This window comes from Methylomarinum sp. Ch1-1, from assembly GCF_030717995.2.
GTDB lineage: Bacteria > Pseudomonadota > Gammaproteobacteria > Methylococcales > Methylomonadaceae > Methylomarinum > Methylomarinum roseum.
Genome location: NZ_CP157743.1, coordinates 729,193 through 745,315, shown reverse-complemented (window position 1 = coordinate 745,315; position 16,123 = coordinate 729,193). Strand labels below are relative to the sequence as shown.

At 50.4% G+C, this 16,123-nt stretch carries 14 protein-coding genes; 5 read left to right on the top strand and 9 right to left on the bottom strand.

Annotated features, from left to right (window positions below; genetic code table 11):
- The first annotated feature begins 25 nt into the window (after positions 1-25).
- Entirely contained in the window at positions 26-538 is a 513-nt protein-coding gene (locus tag Q9L42_RS03765) for a hypothetical protein (RefSeq protein WP_305909761.1), read from the top strand.
- A gap of 156 nt (positions 539-694) precedes the next feature.
- Here the strand turns inward: Q9L42_RS03765 and Q9L42_RS03760 are convergent, their stop codons facing one another.
- Genes Q9L42_RS03760 through Q9L42_RS03735 form a run of 6 tightly spaced genes read right to left on the bottom strand, consistent with a single transcriptional unit; the run spans position 695 to position 5,572 of the window.
- Entirely contained in the window at positions 695-1,897 is a 1,203-nt protein-coding gene (locus Q9L42_RS03760; protein WP_349431962.1) for a tetratricopeptide repeat protein, read from the bottom strand.
- Positions 1,894-2,523 (bottom strand): energy transducer TonB, encoded by a 630-nt coding sequence (locus Q9L42_RS03755; protein WP_305910302.1) that lies wholly within the window; start codon positions 2,521-2,523, stop codon positions 1,894-1,896. Before Q9L42_RS03755 ends, Q9L42_RS03760 begins: the two co-directional genes overlap by 4 nt.
- Positions 2,523-2,936 (bottom strand): ExbD/TolR family protein, encoded by a 414-nt coding sequence (locus tag Q9L42_RS03750; protein WP_305909764.1) that lies wholly within the window; start codon positions 2,934-2,936, stop codon positions 2,523-2,525. Before Q9L42_RS03750 ends, Q9L42_RS03755 begins: the two co-directional genes overlap by 1 nt.
- Positions 2,937-2,949: 13 nt before the next feature.
- Positions 2,950-3,474: a MotA/TolQ/ExbB proton channel family protein gene (locus Q9L42_RS03745; protein ID WP_305909765.1), complete on the bottom strand. Its 525-nt coding sequence runs from the start codon at positions 3,472-3,474 to the stop codon at positions 2,950-2,952.
- Complete coding sequence (locus Q9L42_RS03740) at positions 3,474-4,799, bottom strand: MotA/TolQ/ExbB proton channel family protein (protein WP_349431959.1); 1,326 nt, start codon at positions 4,797-4,799, stop codon at positions 3,474-3,476. Before Q9L42_RS03740 ends, Q9L42_RS03745 begins: the two co-directional genes overlap by 1 nt.
- A complete protein-coding gene (locus tag Q9L42_RS03735) occupies positions 4,796-5,572 on the bottom strand; it encodes a DUF3450 domain-containing protein (RefSeq protein WP_349431957.1) in 777 nt (258 codons plus the stop codon). The genes Q9L42_RS03740 and Q9L42_RS03735 overlap by 4 nt, the downstream gene beginning before the upstream one ends.
- Positions 5,573-6,029: 457 nt before the next feature.
- Here Q9L42_RS03735 and aroG point away from each other — a divergent pair, with 457 nt between their 5' ends.
- The 4 genes from aroG to Q9L42_RS03715 all read left to right on the top strand — a co-directional run bounded on the left by aroG (position 6,030) and on the right by Q9L42_RS03715 (position 10,879).
- Complete coding sequence (aroG, locus tag Q9L42_RS03730; protein ID WP_349431955.1) at positions 6,030-7,100, top strand: 3-deoxy-7-phosphoheptulonate synthase AroG; 1,071 nt, start codon at positions 6,030-6,032, stop codon at positions 7,098-7,100.
- A gap of 13 nt (positions 7,101-7,113) precedes the next feature.
- Positions 7,114-8,091 carry a sulfur carrier protein ThiS gene (gene thiS / locus Q9L42_RS03725; protein WP_349431953.1) on the top strand — a complete coding sequence of 326 codons (978 nt, stop codon included), beginning with the start codon at positions 7,114-7,116 and terminating at the stop codon, positions 8,089-8,091.
- A gap of 509 nt (positions 8,092-8,600) precedes the next feature.
- Positions 8,601-9,290, top strand: coding sequence for a tRNA (guanosine(46)-N7)-methyltransferase TrmB (gene trmB / locus Q9L42_RS03720; RefSeq protein WP_349431951.1), 690 nt, complete (start codon positions 8,601-8,603; stop codon positions 9,288-9,290).
- A gap of 287 nt (positions 9,291-9,577) precedes the next feature.
- Positions 9,578-10,879: a transposase gene (locus Q9L42_RS03715; RefSeq protein WP_349431949.1), complete on the top strand. Its 1,302-nt coding sequence runs from the start codon at positions 9,578-9,580 to the stop codon at positions 10,877-10,879.
- A gap of 479 nt (positions 10,880-11,358) precedes the next feature.
- Here the strand turns inward: Q9L42_RS03715 and Q9L42_RS03710 are convergent, their stop codons facing one another.
- The 3 genes from Q9L42_RS03710 to Q9L42_RS03700 form a co-directional block, all read right to left on the bottom strand.
- Entirely contained in the window at positions 11,359-13,638 is a 2,280-nt protein-coding gene (locus Q9L42_RS03710; protein WP_305909772.1) for a 2OG-Fe(II) oxygenase, read from the bottom strand.
- A gap of 329 nt (positions 13,639-13,967) precedes the next feature.
- Positions 13,968-15,386, bottom strand: a complete 1,419-nt coding sequence (locus Q9L42_RS03705; RefSeq protein WP_305909773.1) for an IS66 family transposase — start codon at positions 15,384-15,386, stop codon at positions 13,968-13,970.
- A complete protein-coding gene (locus Q9L42_RS03700) occupies positions 15,319-15,591 on the bottom strand; it encodes a hypothetical protein (protein ID WP_305909774.1) in 273 nt (90 codons plus the stop codon). The genes Q9L42_RS03705 and Q9L42_RS03700 overlap by 68 nt, the downstream gene beginning before the upstream one ends.
- Between the last annotated feature and the right edge of the window lie 532 nt (positions 15,592-16,123).

Genomic DNA, 16,123 nt, shown 5'->3' with positions numbered 1-16,123 from the left:
GTCACACCCTTCAGGTTTAAAAATTATGGCAAAAGTAAAACATATTACCGAACCCGATGCATTCGGATATCAAGTACGCATTGTAAGACGGGGGAAGGAGAGCAGTCGTTATTTTTCTCACAAACTTTGGGGAAACAGAAACAAATCCCTGCAAGCCGCCATCACTTGGCGCGACCAGATGTTGGTGGTGCTGAAAGGCAGCAAGACTCGCTTTCTAAAACCGCCTAAAAATAAAACTACAACCGGCGTTACCGGTGTTTCCAGAACGATTAAATACGATCACAGAAAAGATAAAAGCTATCTGTGTTACACCGTGTTCTGGGTCAAAGACGGCAAATCACGCAACAAGACCTTCCAAGTGGGTAATGTCGAAACGGTTAGCGCCGATGACGAATTACACGCTTTCAGAACGGCGCGCTTGTTCCGCAGCTGTTATGAACACGCGATCGATCACGATATTTACTTCGACGACAGTAAATTTGCCGGTTGGAAAAAACGGCGCCTGTATGAAGAGCCGAATCTGAACGCCGCTGTCTAGTACAGCACCATATTCTAAATGGCGGGTAAAGACATTAAAAATACCTAAGAATTCATGCGCTTGCGAAAGGCGATAACTCGTCAGATGAAAATGGATGCTGTACTAGGTTGAAACTGGCGAGTGATGAAAGCCGGTCAGTGTCAGTTGTACGTGATTTTAACTGTCTTGATTACTGATATAATCCAGCCACTGCAACGCCGACTTTTTTTGCTTTTTGTAGGCTTTGGCCTTATTGAAAGCTGAGCGCGCCTGTTTGACATTTCCTAGTTCATAGTAGCTCATGCCCATTAACAGGTAGGCGGTTCCTGGATGTTTCAGTCCGCCTTTGTTGACGGCCTTGTTAAAGGCGTCAATGGCTTTTTGCCATTGCTCCTGTTCCACATAGATCTGTCCCAATTGCTGATACAGGCTGCCTTTTTCGTTCAGTTTTGACGCCGTCTCCAATGCTGAGATCGCCTTGTCGAATTCTTTCGCCTGTAGCCAAGCGTTAGCCAGCGTTTCCCAATTACGAGAATTACTGCGCACCCGTTTATTGGCGATCGTTTCGCTCAGCAACTTCGCGCCTTTGTAAGGCGAACCGACATAGAGAAATAAATTGGTTAACGCCAATATCTCTTTTTCCGAATTCAGTAAACCCTTTTCATAGGCTAGGTGCTGAATGCTGACCGCTTTTTGGTATTGCTTTAATTGCTGGTAAACGGAAGAAAGTTGCTCCCAGTATTCTTTTTTTTGCGGATATCTGTTTAACAGTCGATTCAACAAGGTGGCGGCCGACGCGTAATCGTTCAATTCATAATAGAGCGCCAAATTGAGTTGATACCACGATTCGCTCGGCTTGTTGCTTGCCGCAATCGCTCTCTTGATATGCGGCAAAGCCTGGCGATATTGTTTCAGCTGAGCATAGGCATTAGCCAGCAGAGCACTGAGCTCGGCATCCGGCTTCGGGTTCTTAGCCAGCCAGGGTTGCAGCGTTTTTACCGCCAGGGCGTACTGTTCGCTGGCCATATATAATTGGCCCAGGTTCAGGATGGCCTGTTGTTCCTGCTGTTCCGGCAATACCTGCAAAGCCAGGCACTGCTTCAGCAGCTGAGCCGCTTTGCCATATTGGCCTTGTAAGGCATGGACCGAGGAAAGCGAACGCAGCACGGCGGCCTGTTCATAGCTACCCTGATCCACTTCGCCGAGCAGTTTCTGCAAGTCTCGCTGTGCACTGCTATAGGATTTCTGCTCGATCAGTTTTTCGGCCTTGGTCAGTTTCTTATATAACCAAGGCGAAACGGTGGCGCTCTTTTCTTGATCGGCCGCCAGTAGCGACAGACTGATGACACAGCAAAGGAAAAACAATATTACACGCATCATTTTGACAACTTGAATTGCAGAACCTGAACGGCGCGCTGTTCAAAGGCTTCGCCATCGATAATTTTAGCCTTGAACTTCCATTTGCTAATGGCGCGTAGCGCGGCTTGGTCGAATATGTTTCCCGGCTGCGAGTCGACGACAACCGCGTCCTTGACCGTACCGCTCTCGGTGATGGTGAATTCAACCTTGACCCAGCCTTCGATACGGCGCCGTGCCGCACGCATCGGATAGCGGGGCGGAATACGCACCAACGGGATGACATTGCTGCTGATTTTACCTTTGCCCATTTTCACGCCGCCAACGACGGAGCCGGCAAAGCGACTGCTTTGTAACGGAATGTCCAGGTTCGGCATGTCCATATCCGGTAATTCAGTCTGAGTGACTTGGCTTTGCCGCATCTCAACCTGCGGCGGCGGAGGCGGGCGTTTCTCCGGCGGAGGCTCTTCCGGCATCTTGCGCTCCTTCGTTTTCAGCTGGGCTTCCCGTTTCAGGCGCACGAATTCGGTCATCTGAAGACTGTCTGTTTTCTCGAACGCCTGCTGATTATTGCTGATCATGAATTGCATGAACCAGAACAGCACCAGCGAAACCAATAGGCCGCTCAGCAACGAAATCCCCAGCCGCATCACCGTGATTCGCTCTCGGTGGCGATGGAGGCATTGGTGATGCCGGCCAGACGGATCTGATCCATCACCTGAGTCAACACTTTCACCCTGGTGTCCCGATCGGCGGCGATCACCACCGAACCTAAGGGTTGTTCGGCATGCAGCCTGGCGACATTGGCGCGAACGGCGCGCACATCGACTTGGCGTTTATCGATCCAGATTTCACCGTTGGCTCTAATCGACACGATGATATTGCCTTGCTCCTTACGGGTCGCGGTCTGGGCGGTCGGACGATTGACGTCGATGCCGGATTCCTTGACGAAAGAGGTGGTCACGATGAAAAAAATCAACATGATGAAAACGATGTCCAGCATCGGTGTCATGTCGATGTCGGAACTGTGTTCGGCGGTTGAGCGACTGGATCTTCGGCGCATAAGCAATATTCAATTAATGATTTTGTAACAAATCGCTCAGATGATGGGTTTCATCACTGACGCGTTCTTCTATCAATTTGCTGAAATATAAACCGGCAATGGCGATCACCATGCCGGCCATAGTCGGTATCGTGGCCTGGGAGACGCCGTCGGCCATCGCCCGGGCATTGCCGCTGCCGGTCACCGCCATCACGTCAAACACATGGATCATTCCGGTGACGGTGCCCAGCAAGCCCATCAACGGGCAAATGGACACCAGCATCTTGATCACCGCTATGTTTTTGCTCATCGTGATTTGGGCCTCGGAAATGATGCCCGTGCGAATGTGGCGGGCATGCTGCGAACGTTTATCGGAGCGTTGTCGCCATAGGCCCAGCCAATGCTCCCGCAATTGCGGATAACTGAATCTAAAAAACAACAGCCGTTCGATAATCAAACACCACAAGCCGACCGAAACCAGTAAAATAAACCACAACACCGACCCGCCGGCATGCAGGAAGCGCTGGATCAAATCGAGTTGTGTCGTGATGATATCCATTATTTTCCGGCGCGGCGACTGACGATGCCAGCCGACTGTTCATCCAATATTTGCACCAACATGCGGCTGCGTGAAGCCACCAGGCTGTGTAGAAACAGCAGCGGAATCGCGACGCACAACCCCAGCATCGTCGTGACCAAGGCCTGAGAAATACCGCTGGCCATCAGTTTTGGATCGCCGGTGCCGAACAGGCTGATCGATTGGAACGTCGAAATCATCCCGGTCACCGTGCCCAACAAACCTAACAACGGCGCGACCGCGGCCAACAGCTTGATCATCGACTGGCCTTTTTCCAAGGCCGGGACTTCGCGGGTAATCGCCTCATCGAGCAACAGCTCCAGTGTTTCGTTATCCTCGCTGCCGGCCTGTTCTCCGGCGGCGATGACCCGACCCAGCGGATTGTCTTCGCTAATCTGATCGGAACCGACCTGGTTTTGCATTTTACGCCAGGTCAAGGTCAACATCACCAACCTGACGATCGCATACACTAAACCGAAAGCGCCCAAAAACAGAATGATATAGCCGATGATGCCGCCTTGGTCGATACGTTCGGTGGTGTTAGGCGTCTGGATCAGCATGCTTAAGATCACCCCCCGGGTCGGATCTATGCCGACGGGAACCGGTCCCTGTTTGGCGGTCAGCAGATTTTCGGCCAAATCCAGATATTTGTCTTCCGGTTGCCTGGCCAATTCCGAAAGCTTGCCGGTTTCCGACAAATAACGCAGATATTTACCGTCGGCCAGCGCATTGAAAGAACCGATGCGAACCACCTTGGCCTGACGCGGTTCGCCGGAGGCCGTCTGAATTTTAGTGTCGAAACTGACGACTTTGGCCGATTCGGTCATTTCCTGTTGCAGGGTAAACCACAATTTTTCCAGTTGCTCGATGGTTGGCAACGCCTTGCTGTTGGCGATCTTATCGAGCTGTTCGAGCCGTCCGGGAAATTGCGCGGAAATGATCGAATTGGTCAAATCGGCTTTCAGGTCGCCGGCCGCCTGGCGGGCGACCCCGAATAACTCTCCCAACTCGCCGCTGCGATTTTTCAGTTTCGCCTCCAGCTCCATCAATTCCTGTTCGTTGGCGTCCAGATGAGATTTCAGTTGTTGGCTGAGTTGCTGTTGCTGATTCAACTCGACCTGAGCCTCATGCAACAATTGCTGCTGTTTGTTTTTTTCCGCCAGAAATTCGGCTTCACGGACTCGATTGATCCTAGCTTCCGTTCCCTGGCTTCTTTTAACATCGCGCAGTAATTGATCGAGATCCAGGTGTTCGGCAATCGCGGCAGGCGTGGCCAGCATCAGCGTTATCAAAATCAGTTTTTTCATTGACTTGCCTCCACTGCGGGAATCGGCAGCGTTAACAAATCCGGCGCCGCTTCTTTTCTAGCGATACGCAAACCATTACGAATGGTATTGCGATATTCTGATGACAACACTTGCCATTTTTTTTGTTCTTTATTCCAATAGCCGGTTTCGCTGCCGTCCAGACGTTGGTAATAAAGCGCGAGCCGTCCCAGGCGCAGAAAATCGACCGAACTGGTCACGCCGTTTAACTCCAGCTCGGCGCGATAGGCCTCGATAGTATTGCCGTACTCATTTTCAATTTGATAGGCTTCCATGATGCGACGGTATTTTTCCGCATTGCTGACATCGGCCCTGACCACCATCGCCTTTAATTCCGCCAGGCGTTGTTGGCGCTCTTCGCGCAGAAACGGCATATCCAGTTGAATGAATTTATCCAAGCTATCCAACATGCGCAGCAATAACGGCACAATTTCATGCTGGGTGGTTTCGATTTCCTGTAATTGCCGTTGCAAGGACTCTTTCTCCTGTTGCTGGGAATTCAGCAAGTCCTTTAAATGCTTGTTATAGGTGCGCAGGCTCTTGGTCTGATGAGTTGCAGCCCGGTACTGTTCAAGCATCTTTTGGGTCTTCTCGCTTAACGCGTCAATTTTTTGTTGCGATTTGATGGCGGCTTTATTGGTGGCCGTTTCGACCTGGATCGCTTGAGAGAGAGGATCTGAATGTAGGGTGGCGGAGAAAAGGCCGACGACTGCCGCGATTGTGATCAGCAGCGGCTTTCGATGAGAAAAAGTCATAAATGGTTCCAAAAAAGCGATTATTAAATCCGAATAAGGCCCTTAATATTAATCGCGGACTTTATTTTTAACAAATTTGGCGAACTTTAGCACAACCGATTTCAGCTTGATACTGTTATTCTTCTTCATAGCAATTCCCATCAGTTTGAGCATTTTTGCTGTGTTTAGGGCATGGGGTGTGTCTGTCGAGGAGCGCCGTTCACCCAGCACCTAAATTATCTTGGAATGTAAAATATCGCCCAGTAGCCATGGAATTTAGGTGCTGGGTAAACCCATCCCTGGGGGCTTGACGGCAGCATCCTTGCTGCCGACATCCTCGCCAAACACACCCCATGCCCTTTTTGAACGCCATATATGGGAATTGCTGCCTTCTTCAATTATGTAACATTACAACGGTAAAAACAGTTAAAATAGGGCGTTTACATAAATCCAGCCAAAATTCTGTTTACCGATAACCATGTTAAGTAAATATACCACCGATGATTTAAGAATTAGTGAGACCAAGGAAGTCGTTGCGCCGGTTCAGGTTCATGATGAAATACCGATCACCGACGAAGCCGCCTCGACCACATTGGAGGCCAGGCAGGCTATCCATAACATTTTAACCGGTGAAGATGATCGTTTGCTGGTCGTGATCGGGCCCTGCTCGATCCATGATCCCAAGGCCGCCGTCGAATACGCGCAACGCCTGAAGGAAATGAAAGACAAATTGGCTGACGATTTGCTCATCGTGATGCGGGTCTATTTCGAGAAACCACGCACCACAGTCGGTTGGAAAGGTTTGATCAACGATCCGGAACTAAATTCCAGTTTCAATATCAATAAAGGCTTGAGAATTGCCCGCCAGCTGTTGCTGGACATCAATAACCTGGGCATGCCGGCGGCGACCGAATATCTGGATTTGATTACCCCTCAATATGTCTCGGATCTGATTGCCTGGGGCGCTATCGGCGCCCGAACCACCGAAAGCCAGGTCCATCGCGAATTATCGTCTGGCTTGTCTTGCCCGGTTGGTTTTAAAAATGCCACCGACGGTTCGATCAAAATCGCCATAGACGCGATCGGCGCGGCGATGAGCCCGCACCATTTCTTATCGGTGACTAAAGAAGGGCGTTCGGCGATTTTCTCGACCCGGGGAAACGAAGACGTGCACATCATCTTAAGGGGCGGCAATGACTCGCCGAATTATGATGCGGTCAATGTCGAAAAAGTGTCGGAAGGCTTGGAAGGCGCTGGATTAAGGCCGAATATCATGATCGATTTCAGTCACGCCAACTGCCTGAAACAATTTCAACGACAATTGGTCGTGGCCGAGGATGTCGGTCAACAAATCGCCCGAGGCGACAGCCGCATCATCGGCGCGATGGTGGAAAGTCACCTGAAAGGCGGCCGCCAAGATGTCGTTGAAGGCAAGGAACTGGTTTATGGACAAAGTATCACCGATGGCTGCCTGGGCTGGAACGACAGCGTTAAGCTGCTGAATGATCTTGCCGTCGCCGTGCATAAACGCCGTACCATAGAAAAATAGTTAGAGTTGAATTATGAAAATATCTGTAAATGGAGAGATGCGGGAATACAGTGAAAACAGTTCGGTCTCCGATGTCGTAGCCGACCTGGGTTTGAACGGAAAACGCATTGCCGTCGAGTTGAACAAAGAAATTCTGCCTTTTGATCAATACAACAGCAAAAAGCTGCAGGCGGACGACCGTCTGGAAATCGTTCAAGCGATCGGCGGCGGCCAAGATGACTTCTTTACAATAGCTGGGAAACAATACCATTCCAGATTATTGGTCGGCACCGGTAAATACAAGGACTTGGAAGAAACCCGTCTAGCGATAGAAGCCAGCGGAGCGGAAATCGTCACGGTCGCGATACGTCGCACCAATATCGGTCAGAATGCCGACGAGCCGAATTTGCTGGATGTCATTTCACCGGACAAATACACGATATTGCCGAATACCGCCGGTTGTTTTACCGCCGATGATGCAGTCAGAACCTGCCGTCTGTCCAGGGAACTATTGGGCGGACATAAATTGGTCAAACTGGAAGTATTGGCCGACCAAAAAACCTTGTTCCCCGATGTGGCGGAAACCTATGTCGCCGCCGAACTGCTGGTCAAGGATGGATTCGATGTGATGGTGTATACCAACGACGATCCGATTGCCGCGAAAAGACTGGAAGACATCGGTTGTGTCGCAGTGATGCCATTGGCAGCACCCATCGGTTCCGGTCTGGGCATACGCAACCCGCATAATATTCTGACTATCGTTGAAAACGCCAATGTGCCGATTCTGGTCGACGCCGGCGTCGGCACCGCATCCGACGCGGCGATTGCGATGGAACTGGGTTGTGATGGCGTATTGATGAACACCGCCATCGCCGCTGCCAAAAATCCGGTATTGATGGCGTCGGCAATGAAAAAAGGCATCGAAGCGGGCAGGGAAGCGTTTCTGGCCGGCCGCATGCCAAGAAAACGCTTCGCTTCGGCTTCATCCCCGATAGACGGAATGTTTCTTTAAGCCTACGGTTGGATAGGCACAGGCCGCTGCGCTTAACCCAATCTAAATTGTAACTGCTCGCCCACTTACCGAACGCGGCAGGGCATGTAGGGTGGATAAGCCTGAAGGGCGCATTCACCAAAGATGCCGATCCGGTGGATGCGCTCCGCTTATCCACCCTACGATTGGGGATGAGTCGTTATTCTAAATTAAGTATCGGCGTGGTTTTGCTGAATAGAAACTTTCATGGTTATGACTAATCAGCAATAATCTGCTTTTTAGCGGCAGAACGCGGGTTTCGATGCCGTATGGTTAGCTTTTATTACATAGCTATCAAACAAAACTCAGAATAAAAACCAAATTAGCTTTTCCGGTTTAGATTTCAAGGCTGACGATCGCAAGTCAGATTTGAGATGTGTCAGTTCAGCAAGAAGCAGGAGCTGTTAGTTGCTAGCGATGTCTACGCCATGTCTTGCAGACCAAATTGGAAACAACCAGAAAAAGATCAATAGCTAACTTTATTTGTGATTATGACCCGCCCAGAACGTATCGAGCCGAACCGCATCCGCAGTTATATCCGCCGTCAGGGCCGCGCCACGGCCGGACAAAGACAGGCGCTAGACAATTATTGGGATAAATATTGTCTCGATCCGCAAAAAAATTATGACTACGAGCAGGTCTTTGCCCGCAACGCGCCAGTGATTGTCGAAATCGGTTTTGGCAACGGCGAAAGCCTGGCGGAAATGGCCGAGGCCAATCCTCAACTGAATTATCTGGGCATCGAAGTACACCGCCCCGGCGTCGGTCATCTAATGCTGCTGCTGGAGCAGAAAGGACTGACTAATGTCAGAATCTATCATCACGATGCGATCGAAATTTTGGAACAAAAAATCCCCGATCACAGCCTGGCCGGCGTGCATTTGTTTTTTCCCGATCCCTGGCATAAGAGAAAACATCATAAACGCCGAATCGTTAGGCCCAGCTTCGTCGAATTGTTAATTAAAAAGCTGCATACCGGCGGATACTTTCATGCCGCCACCGACTGGGAACATTACGCTAAAGACATGCTGCCGATCCTCTCCGCAGAATCCGGCCTGATCAATACCAGCGCTAGCAACGATTTTTGTCCCCGCCCGGATTACCGTCCTCTGACCAAGTTCGAAAAACGCGGCCTGCGTCTCGGCCATGGCGTCTGGGATCTGATTTTCAAAAAAGTCTAATATCTTTGCACAACGGCCAATTTTGCCTCCGGTGGCGGGGTTTTGGCGGCTTGCTTCGCGAAGCCGCCCTACGGTGCGGGTAGGGTGAGATGACAAGAGGAAGCGCACCGGTTTTAGATGCGCTTCACGCAGTTCAGCACATCTACGAAGACAAGGCTACATTGGCAGCGACCGTAGGGCGGATTCGCATAAGCGCCAACTTAAGACGCAAGACTTTGATTCACAGTTGAAAAATCAAGGTGTGACCACAACATAGAGTATTTTTACCGACGAAAGTGAAAATCTCTATGAAGCAGCCACAGCTAACAGATACCCTTTTTGATGACTTTTTGCAAGAGCTCCCAGCAGATTTCCAGGAGCAGGCCTATGAATTACAGGCGTTTGCACGGGCACGGAAAATCCGATCACCGTTGCAATTATTGCAGCTACTAGTCCTGTTGTATTGCGGACTGGACTTGTCGTTGCGCAGCTGTGCCGGCGAAGTTGCCAAGCTTCAAGGCTGTTTGAGCGACACGGCGGTGACCAAGCGACTGGTGGCCTGCGTGGTGTGGATCAAGTCGTTACTGAAGCGTGTGTTCGGATTGGATAAACAGATCAACAATGGCTCCTTGAATTTCATTGTGATTGACGGTTCGACCGTGCAAGAACCCGGTGCGAAAGAAACAACGTATCGCTTGCATGTGGCCATCGACCTGTTGAGCTTGACACTCCGCGAGGTCAACGTCACGACCGATAAAGTCGGCGAGAGCTTGGATCACTATCAGTTAGCCGCAGGTGATGTCGCGGTGGTTGATCGAGGCTACAACCAACCGAAGTCTTTAGTCCCGGTCATTGATCGCGGCGGCCACGTTGTGCTGCGCTACAATCCACACAGCATGACCCTTTACGAAAGGCGCAACGAACCGAAAAATGTCAAAATCGATTGGGAACAGCGCATACGCGATTTGAATGGTCAGCCGGGTGCGATACCGGTTTATCTGTGTCATCAAGACAAACGTATTGAAGGCGTGGTGCATGCCATGCCGTTACCGCCGGAACAGGCGGCGCAAGCACGCCGCAAAGCGAAACAACGCGCGCGTGATAAAGGTCGCACGGCGAGCCAAAAGACCTTGATGCTGAGCGGCTGGGTGTTGATTTTTACTTCGCTCCCCGAGTCGCTGCTCGACACGAAATCAATCGCTGAGCTCTACCGGGTTCGTTGGCAAGTGGAGCTGGTCATAAAGCGGCTAAAGAGCTTGCTCGATATCGACCGGCTACGCGCCCGAAAAGACAGCAAGCTGGCGGATTTGTATTTGCACGGCAAGTTACTGTTTGCTGCAGTGACTCAAAAAATAGCGCAACGCCGATTCGGCCGAGCGGCCACCACAATGGACGGCGATCGTTCAATTACCCATTGGCGCTTATGGCGCACGATCGCCGATGAGATCAAGTACGGACTTAAGGCTTGTTTTCCAAAAAATGAGCGCTTTATTGACGACTGCATAAAAAGCCTTTGCGAACGCCCGCGCAAGAGAAAGCTTCAGGGTTTGCCGGATCGAGTTTTGGAGCTCATTACTGAATGTCGGGCTTTAGGTGTTAGCCTTTTTTAATCAATTACTTAGATGCTTAAGTTGGCGCTTATGGGCGGCGCTCCTACTCCACTTTACCTTTGTAGGATGTGCCGAACTGCGTGAAGCGCATCAAAAACCGGTGCGCTTCCTATCGTCAGCACACCCTACCCACATCTTACCGCAATATTTCCCATATATAGACTCCTCCCCAATTGGGCAGCAATTCCCACTTTGGCGTTCAAAAAGGGCATGGGGTGTGTTTGGCGAGGATGTCGGCAGCAAGGATGCTGCCATCAAGCCCCCAGGGATGGGTTTACGGCGCTCCTCGACAGACACACCCCATGCCCTAAACACCGCAAAAATACTCAAACTGGGAATTGCTGGCGCCTACCGAGTAGCCGTCTACATGACTGAGTACTAGGAATTATTGCCGTTTCAGTTTGTTTCCTGGATGGACTGCGGAATCCAGGATAAACGTGGCTGATATTATCTCGGATTCCACTATGTTCCTTTGGTTACTAGCTGAGAGCAGCCAGGCGTTGCCAGGCTTCCGTATCACAAGCCTTTTGCCGTAACGCGCGATGATAAGAGGCGCGGTTTTTAGTGCATATCAACGTATAGGGCCGGCCTTTTTTATCGGTGGCGCAATCTATGTCCAGACGTTCGGTTCTGATATTGGATTCGATATGCGAACGAATATTTTGATTGGCGCACATACGATACTCTTGCGCTTTCGGGTCCCGAACGAATTGATTGATCGTTTGGCAGTCCTTGCATTGGCATGATAGCAAATGCGATTGTCGCCAATCCTTGGGTTCTTCAATAATTACGTCCGCCAATGCCTTGATTTGCTGCAGACATGTAGCCAACAGGGTGGCGAAAGCCGGGTTTGCTCTGTTTTGTTCGCTGAACCAATCGTTCAAATCATGAAGACAAGGTAATAAAACGCCGCGCAACGATAGCACTTGAGTTTGCTGGGTAAGCCAGTCGGCCAGCGTTTGCAGTGCTTCATCCATTTGCAGGCGGTGACAGACGCGAAATAAACCGGTTATCGCGGCTCGTTGTAACGCCTCGTTTTGTCCACGCCAATCGTTGCGGCGGAGTTCGTCCGATTCAATCAATTTTCGCCAGTTGCTCAGGCAATTTTGTGCCGCGGTGCGGCAAAGGCGTTGCCGTTCTTCATTGTCAGACGGAAAGACAGCGTTATCCGCCAAAACATCCAGAATTTTTATGCAGGCGACAATGTTGGCGTTTTGTTGTTGGTGCGACATTGTTTCCAGGGCGCGTTCGGCGCATTGCCAACCATAGTAGCGTAAATTTTCCGCCAACAATCGCCCTTCGCCGCCGGCGAAATTTTGGCAAAGAATCCGATCTAAAAAGTTTTGCAACAGAGTTTGATCTTGCAATTGCAAGAGTGCGGCAAGAAAACTGTTGTGAAGTTCCGAGTCACTATCGCTTCGAGACCAATGATAAGGACTCGAGTCTTTCCAATGCAAGATAATTTCTGCAGCGAACTCGCGGCAAAGCGATGGATCGGCGCCGTTCTGAAGCATGTCTTGTAACCGATAAACCGATGAGCGTTCGCCAAACTGCGTTAAGATTCTTAAATGCCGTTGCTCGGGCCACAGCACAATCGCGGCGCGGCGATACCAGCGGTCGATTGTCGCGCCGGCATTACCGGTCGGTCCCTCGACTTCCTGCTGATCAGGACGGCCTTCCCTCAATGGTCGCCGCGATACAATCTGCTCTTCGGCGATAGACATTTCTCCGAAATCGTGAATGATGCCTGTACTATCCTGCCAATGATCAACAGTCAGGGAGCTGTCGAAAATTTCTCCTATTTCGAATTCCTCATCTTCGTCATCATAATTGTAACCGTATCGGTGATAGTCACCGTAGTAGATTTCCTCCGCATCGCCTGATTCCCACAATGTCAGCAAGGCAAGATAGGCTTTACAACCCGCTTGTTCGGCCGCCTGAATCAAAACCTGCGCCTGTGTTCTATCCAGATTTTTCAGGTTACTCATGCTTATGCCGGCTTGAGTGTATTGATGTTCCAGCAGAATCGCCAGCTTTTCGCTGTCTTCGCGTTGCTTCCAGGATTTAAGGTATTCTTTAAGTTGTCGAGTTACCGCGGAATATTCGGCGGCGACAGGTTGTTCTTTAACATTGGCCAATGCCAAGTTGTAAACCAGACATAAACGGTAACCGTCCGTTAATGGCTTAACCTCATGTTGACAATCGGCGTAAAAAGCCGCGTAGCGGATGTAATACTCGCTTCCATCGCCACCGGAAGCAAAACACTTTTCTTCTCCTGCATGAGAAACAATTAACTCGCCGCCTTGATGCCGGGAAGGCAGGGTCACGATTAGCGTTGCAAACATATTCTCGATCTTTTCAGTATCCCGGTGAGGCACAAAGAAGCTACCGGCCTCATAAAGCAGCAACTTATAAGGATCGCAGATAATCTCGCCCTTACCCACGCCCAGCGTTTTTCTTATCGATTCGATCGTTTCGCTCAAGCGCAGATCCCAGTCGGGATTAGTTAGCCGGAACTGTTCGGGTTGCAATTCCCATACGCGCCTGATATCCGTATCAACCAGGGTTTTGTCGCCCAAACCATAAGGCGCCTGACTGGCTTGCGCGATGATCTGCCGGGCCTGTTCATCGATCAACGGTAATCCAATGGTTCCGACATGTTCAATTTCCAGGCCGGGAAAACATGGCTGCATTTCGTCAATAGCGCAAAATGAGCCGGGTTTGTTAATTTGTTCCAGTATGTCTAATAAGGGTTTCATAGCAGTCTCCAGAAGGATGTGCTATTTTGTCAGATAAGTATTTTTCGGTCATCAGCTACTTTTAATGAACACGCCACACAGTATTTTGTAAGTAGCCTGCAACCAATCGGGGCATCCATTAGCCAGTGTGTAACGAAGGGTCGGGTCTAGAAAAATAGCTCTATCTAAAACTTTGAGTAATTATTCAGCGTAGTTTTACTAAGAGGGAGTAGGTTATTGATTTATCGGGCTGTCTGCAACAGGACGTTGCAGTCAGAGCTTACATGGATGTATTCACGCGTCCCGAGAAATCAATGACCTACTGCCTAAAACCGTAACTTCTCAATAACTCATGGCACGAGCCGAGCGGCCGCGCGTTGACGTATCAGTTCGGGTAGTGGCGGAATCGTATTCGTTCCCTTGGTCCGGTCCAATAGATATTGCCAAAACGAGATACCCAGTTTTCGGCAGGTCTTTTTGAGGCTCAAGAACGTGTCTCGACACTGTCGCCCCAGATCACTGCGGGTACCGCCACTGATTTTCTTCCGAATGACTTGTTCGCGAATATCCCGTTCGCTACCATTGGTGTGGAGCGGTGTCTGCGGATAATCGAGCACTTGCAGCAACTCGGCTTTATTGCGGTAGAGCCGCTTGAGTAGGTTATTTAATGTGGCAAAGTCGGTTTTCTGGGTAAAAATAGCGTCAAACCGGGTGCCCAATGCGCTTTTTTGAGTGGCATCCGGCGCCATGGCATACTGTTTGAGGTCACGGTAAAGTTCCCACAGTTGGCCACGCACTAAGGCTTGGGCTTGGCGGTGCGGCTCGTTGAGCGGAATCAATTTGTGGATCAAGCGCTCGCTATGGACCCAGCATAAGGCATGCAGGAGTCCCGGCACATGGAATTGGCCGGCATCATCGCTGACGATCACCAGTCGCCGCCACAGGTCGTTTTGTAACAGGCAACCGCACTGTATGCCTTCGCTGGCGATCCGTTGGTGGCGTTCTTTGTCGATGCCTAATGCAGCCAGATGCGCTTGCCAAGCTGTTTCATCGGCAAAGTCTTGGACTTCATGCGTTGCTAAACGCTCGATCAGTTCCTGCGGTAAGCCTTGCTGTTGCATGTAGGCCAGGCCTTCCAGGGTGATTGTGCGCTGGGTTTCGCCGGCTCGCAGCAGGGTCAGAAAATTCAGACGGTTTTTATGGGCGGTACTGGCAAACCAGGCAAAATCGTCGTTGCCTATGTGGGTGGTGTAGCCGTTTTGGCCTTGATGGCAGTGCCCTGTGTCATCCACCGTGATGGCCGGCGAGACTTCAAGCCCAGCCCTGAGCAATTCCTCTTTCTCCAACTGGAAACGCGCCTGCTGTCCTGTCAACAGCGCATCGATTTGACCGACCGAAATGTCGATGCCCCATTCCAGCAGCATCTCCCTTAACAGCGGCTGCGGAATGCGACTGTGGTGATGCAGGTATTTGACGGTCGCCTGTAAATGCGGGCCAAAATGCCCGTCTACCTCGGGCGGTAATTGACCGCTCACGAATTGGCCCTCCGGCGTTTGCCAGCATTCGAGTCGGTAACGGGTATTACGGGATTCGAGCAGCAAATCTTGGACGACAGTGTCCCGATAGCCCTTAAAACGCGAGCCGGAGGCCAGATCGGGCGGGCGAATCACTTGTTCTTCATGGATGACCAGCTGTTGCGGCTTACTCCGTTTCTTCGAGAAACGCCCGTTTTTTCTTGTCCTTGCCGGTTTCCGACGTCGGTTTGCCATCGGTTTCTTGCGTCATGCCACTCGGCTTGAATTTTGGACGCGCTTTTTCGCCCTTCAAGATGGCTATTTCGTCTTTCAAGCAGCCGATTTCTTCGTCCTGGCGCTGGACTGTTTCTGACAAAGATTCGATGATGCCCAGCAACGCATCCACTAATGGGGTGCGTTCGGAATCCGGAATCTCTGGGAGGCTTAGACGTTTACTCATAGGGCGCTAGCTTCGCATAATGTTGCTTATTTTGCGAGAAGTTGCCTCGACTTTTTGAGAAGTTACCTAAAACCCGAAAGATACTGAATAGTTACAACTTTGATTTGTAAGCTATAATGAGATTAGCCTCTTTTTTTGATAAAATAACTATAAAATCTTGACCTGCTTCCTCCCGGGTGTTTCTTTGGACACCGTTGCTTTCGCCTAATTCTTCCCTTCTCAAAGGGCAAAGTCTGGACTTTCACCAACTAGCTGACTACCATGCCAGTCACACCGCTACGCTACATCCAGGCTACTGGCTTATAAATCTCATAAAAAATCATCAAGGAGAAAACATGCAAATTTGCAAACCAATGCAAACCAATGGGGTCGGTCTCGAACGTCGGGGTCAGGTCTAGAAAAATAGCGTAACACTTCGATTTGTAAGCGATAATGAGTTTAGCCTCTTTATTTTTTTGACAAAATAGCTATAAATCTAGACCTGACCCTACTCATGTGTGACCCTACTCATGTGCACGCGTCGATGATAACC

What these genes read in the sequence shown, in the direction of transcription:
- Q9L42_RS03750 (WP_305909764.1), bottom strand. Translation starts at nt 2,936, where the DNA reads ATGCGCCGAAGATCCAGTCGCTCAACCGCCGAACACAGTTCCGACATC.
- thiS (WP_349431953.1), top strand. Translation starts at nt 7,114, where the DNA reads ATGAAAATATCTGTAAATGGAGAGATGCGGGAATACAGTGAAAACAGT.
- Q9L42_RS03710 (WP_305909772.1), bottom strand. Translation starts at nt 13,638, where the DNA reads ATGAAACCCTTATTAGACATACTGGAACAAATTAACAAACCCGGCTCA.
- Q9L42_RS03765 (WP_305909761.1), top strand. Translation starts at nt 26, where the DNA reads ATGGCAAAAGTAAAACATATTACCGAACCCGATGCATTCGGATATCAA.
- Q9L42_RS03715 (WP_349431949.1), top strand. Translation starts at nt 9,578, where the DNA reads ATGAAGCAGCCACAGCTAACAGATACCCTTTTTGATGACTTTTTGCAA.
- aroG (WP_349431955.1), top strand. Translation starts at nt 6,030, where the DNA reads ATGTTAAGTAAATATACCACCGATGATTTAAGAATTAGTGAGACCAAG.
- Q9L42_RS03735 (WP_349431957.1), bottom strand. Translation starts at nt 5,572, where the DNA reads ATGACTTTTTCTCATCGAAAGCCGCTGCTGATCACAATCGCGGCAGTC.
- Q9L42_RS03745 (WP_305909765.1), bottom strand. Translation starts at nt 3,474, where the DNA reads ATGGATATCATCACGACACAACTCGATTTGATCCAGCGCTTCCTGCAT.
- Q9L42_RS03755 (WP_305910302.1), bottom strand. Translation starts at nt 2,523, where the DNA reads ATGCGGCTGGGGATTTCGTTGCTGAGCGGCCTATTGGTTTCGCTGGTG.
- Q9L42_RS03705 (WP_305909773.1), bottom strand. Translation starts at nt 15,386, where the DNA reads ATGGCAAACCGACGTCGGAAACCGGCAAGGACAAGAAAAAACGGGCGT.
- trmB (WP_349431951.1), top strand. Translation starts at nt 8,601, where the DNA reads ATGACCCGCCCAGAACGTATCGAGCCGAACCGCATCCGCAGTTATATC.
- Q9L42_RS03740 (WP_349431959.1), bottom strand. Translation starts at nt 4,799, where the DNA reads ATGAAAAAACTGATTTTGATAACGCTGATGCTGGCCACGCCTGCCGCG.
- Q9L42_RS03700 (WP_305909774.1), bottom strand. Translation starts at nt 15,591, where the DNA reads ATGAGTAAACGTCTAAGCCTCCCAGAGATTCCGGATTCCGAACGCACC.
- Q9L42_RS03760 (WP_349431962.1), bottom strand. Translation starts at nt 1,897, where the DNA reads ATGATGCGTGTAATATTGTTTTTCCTTTGCTGTGTCATCAGTCTGTCG.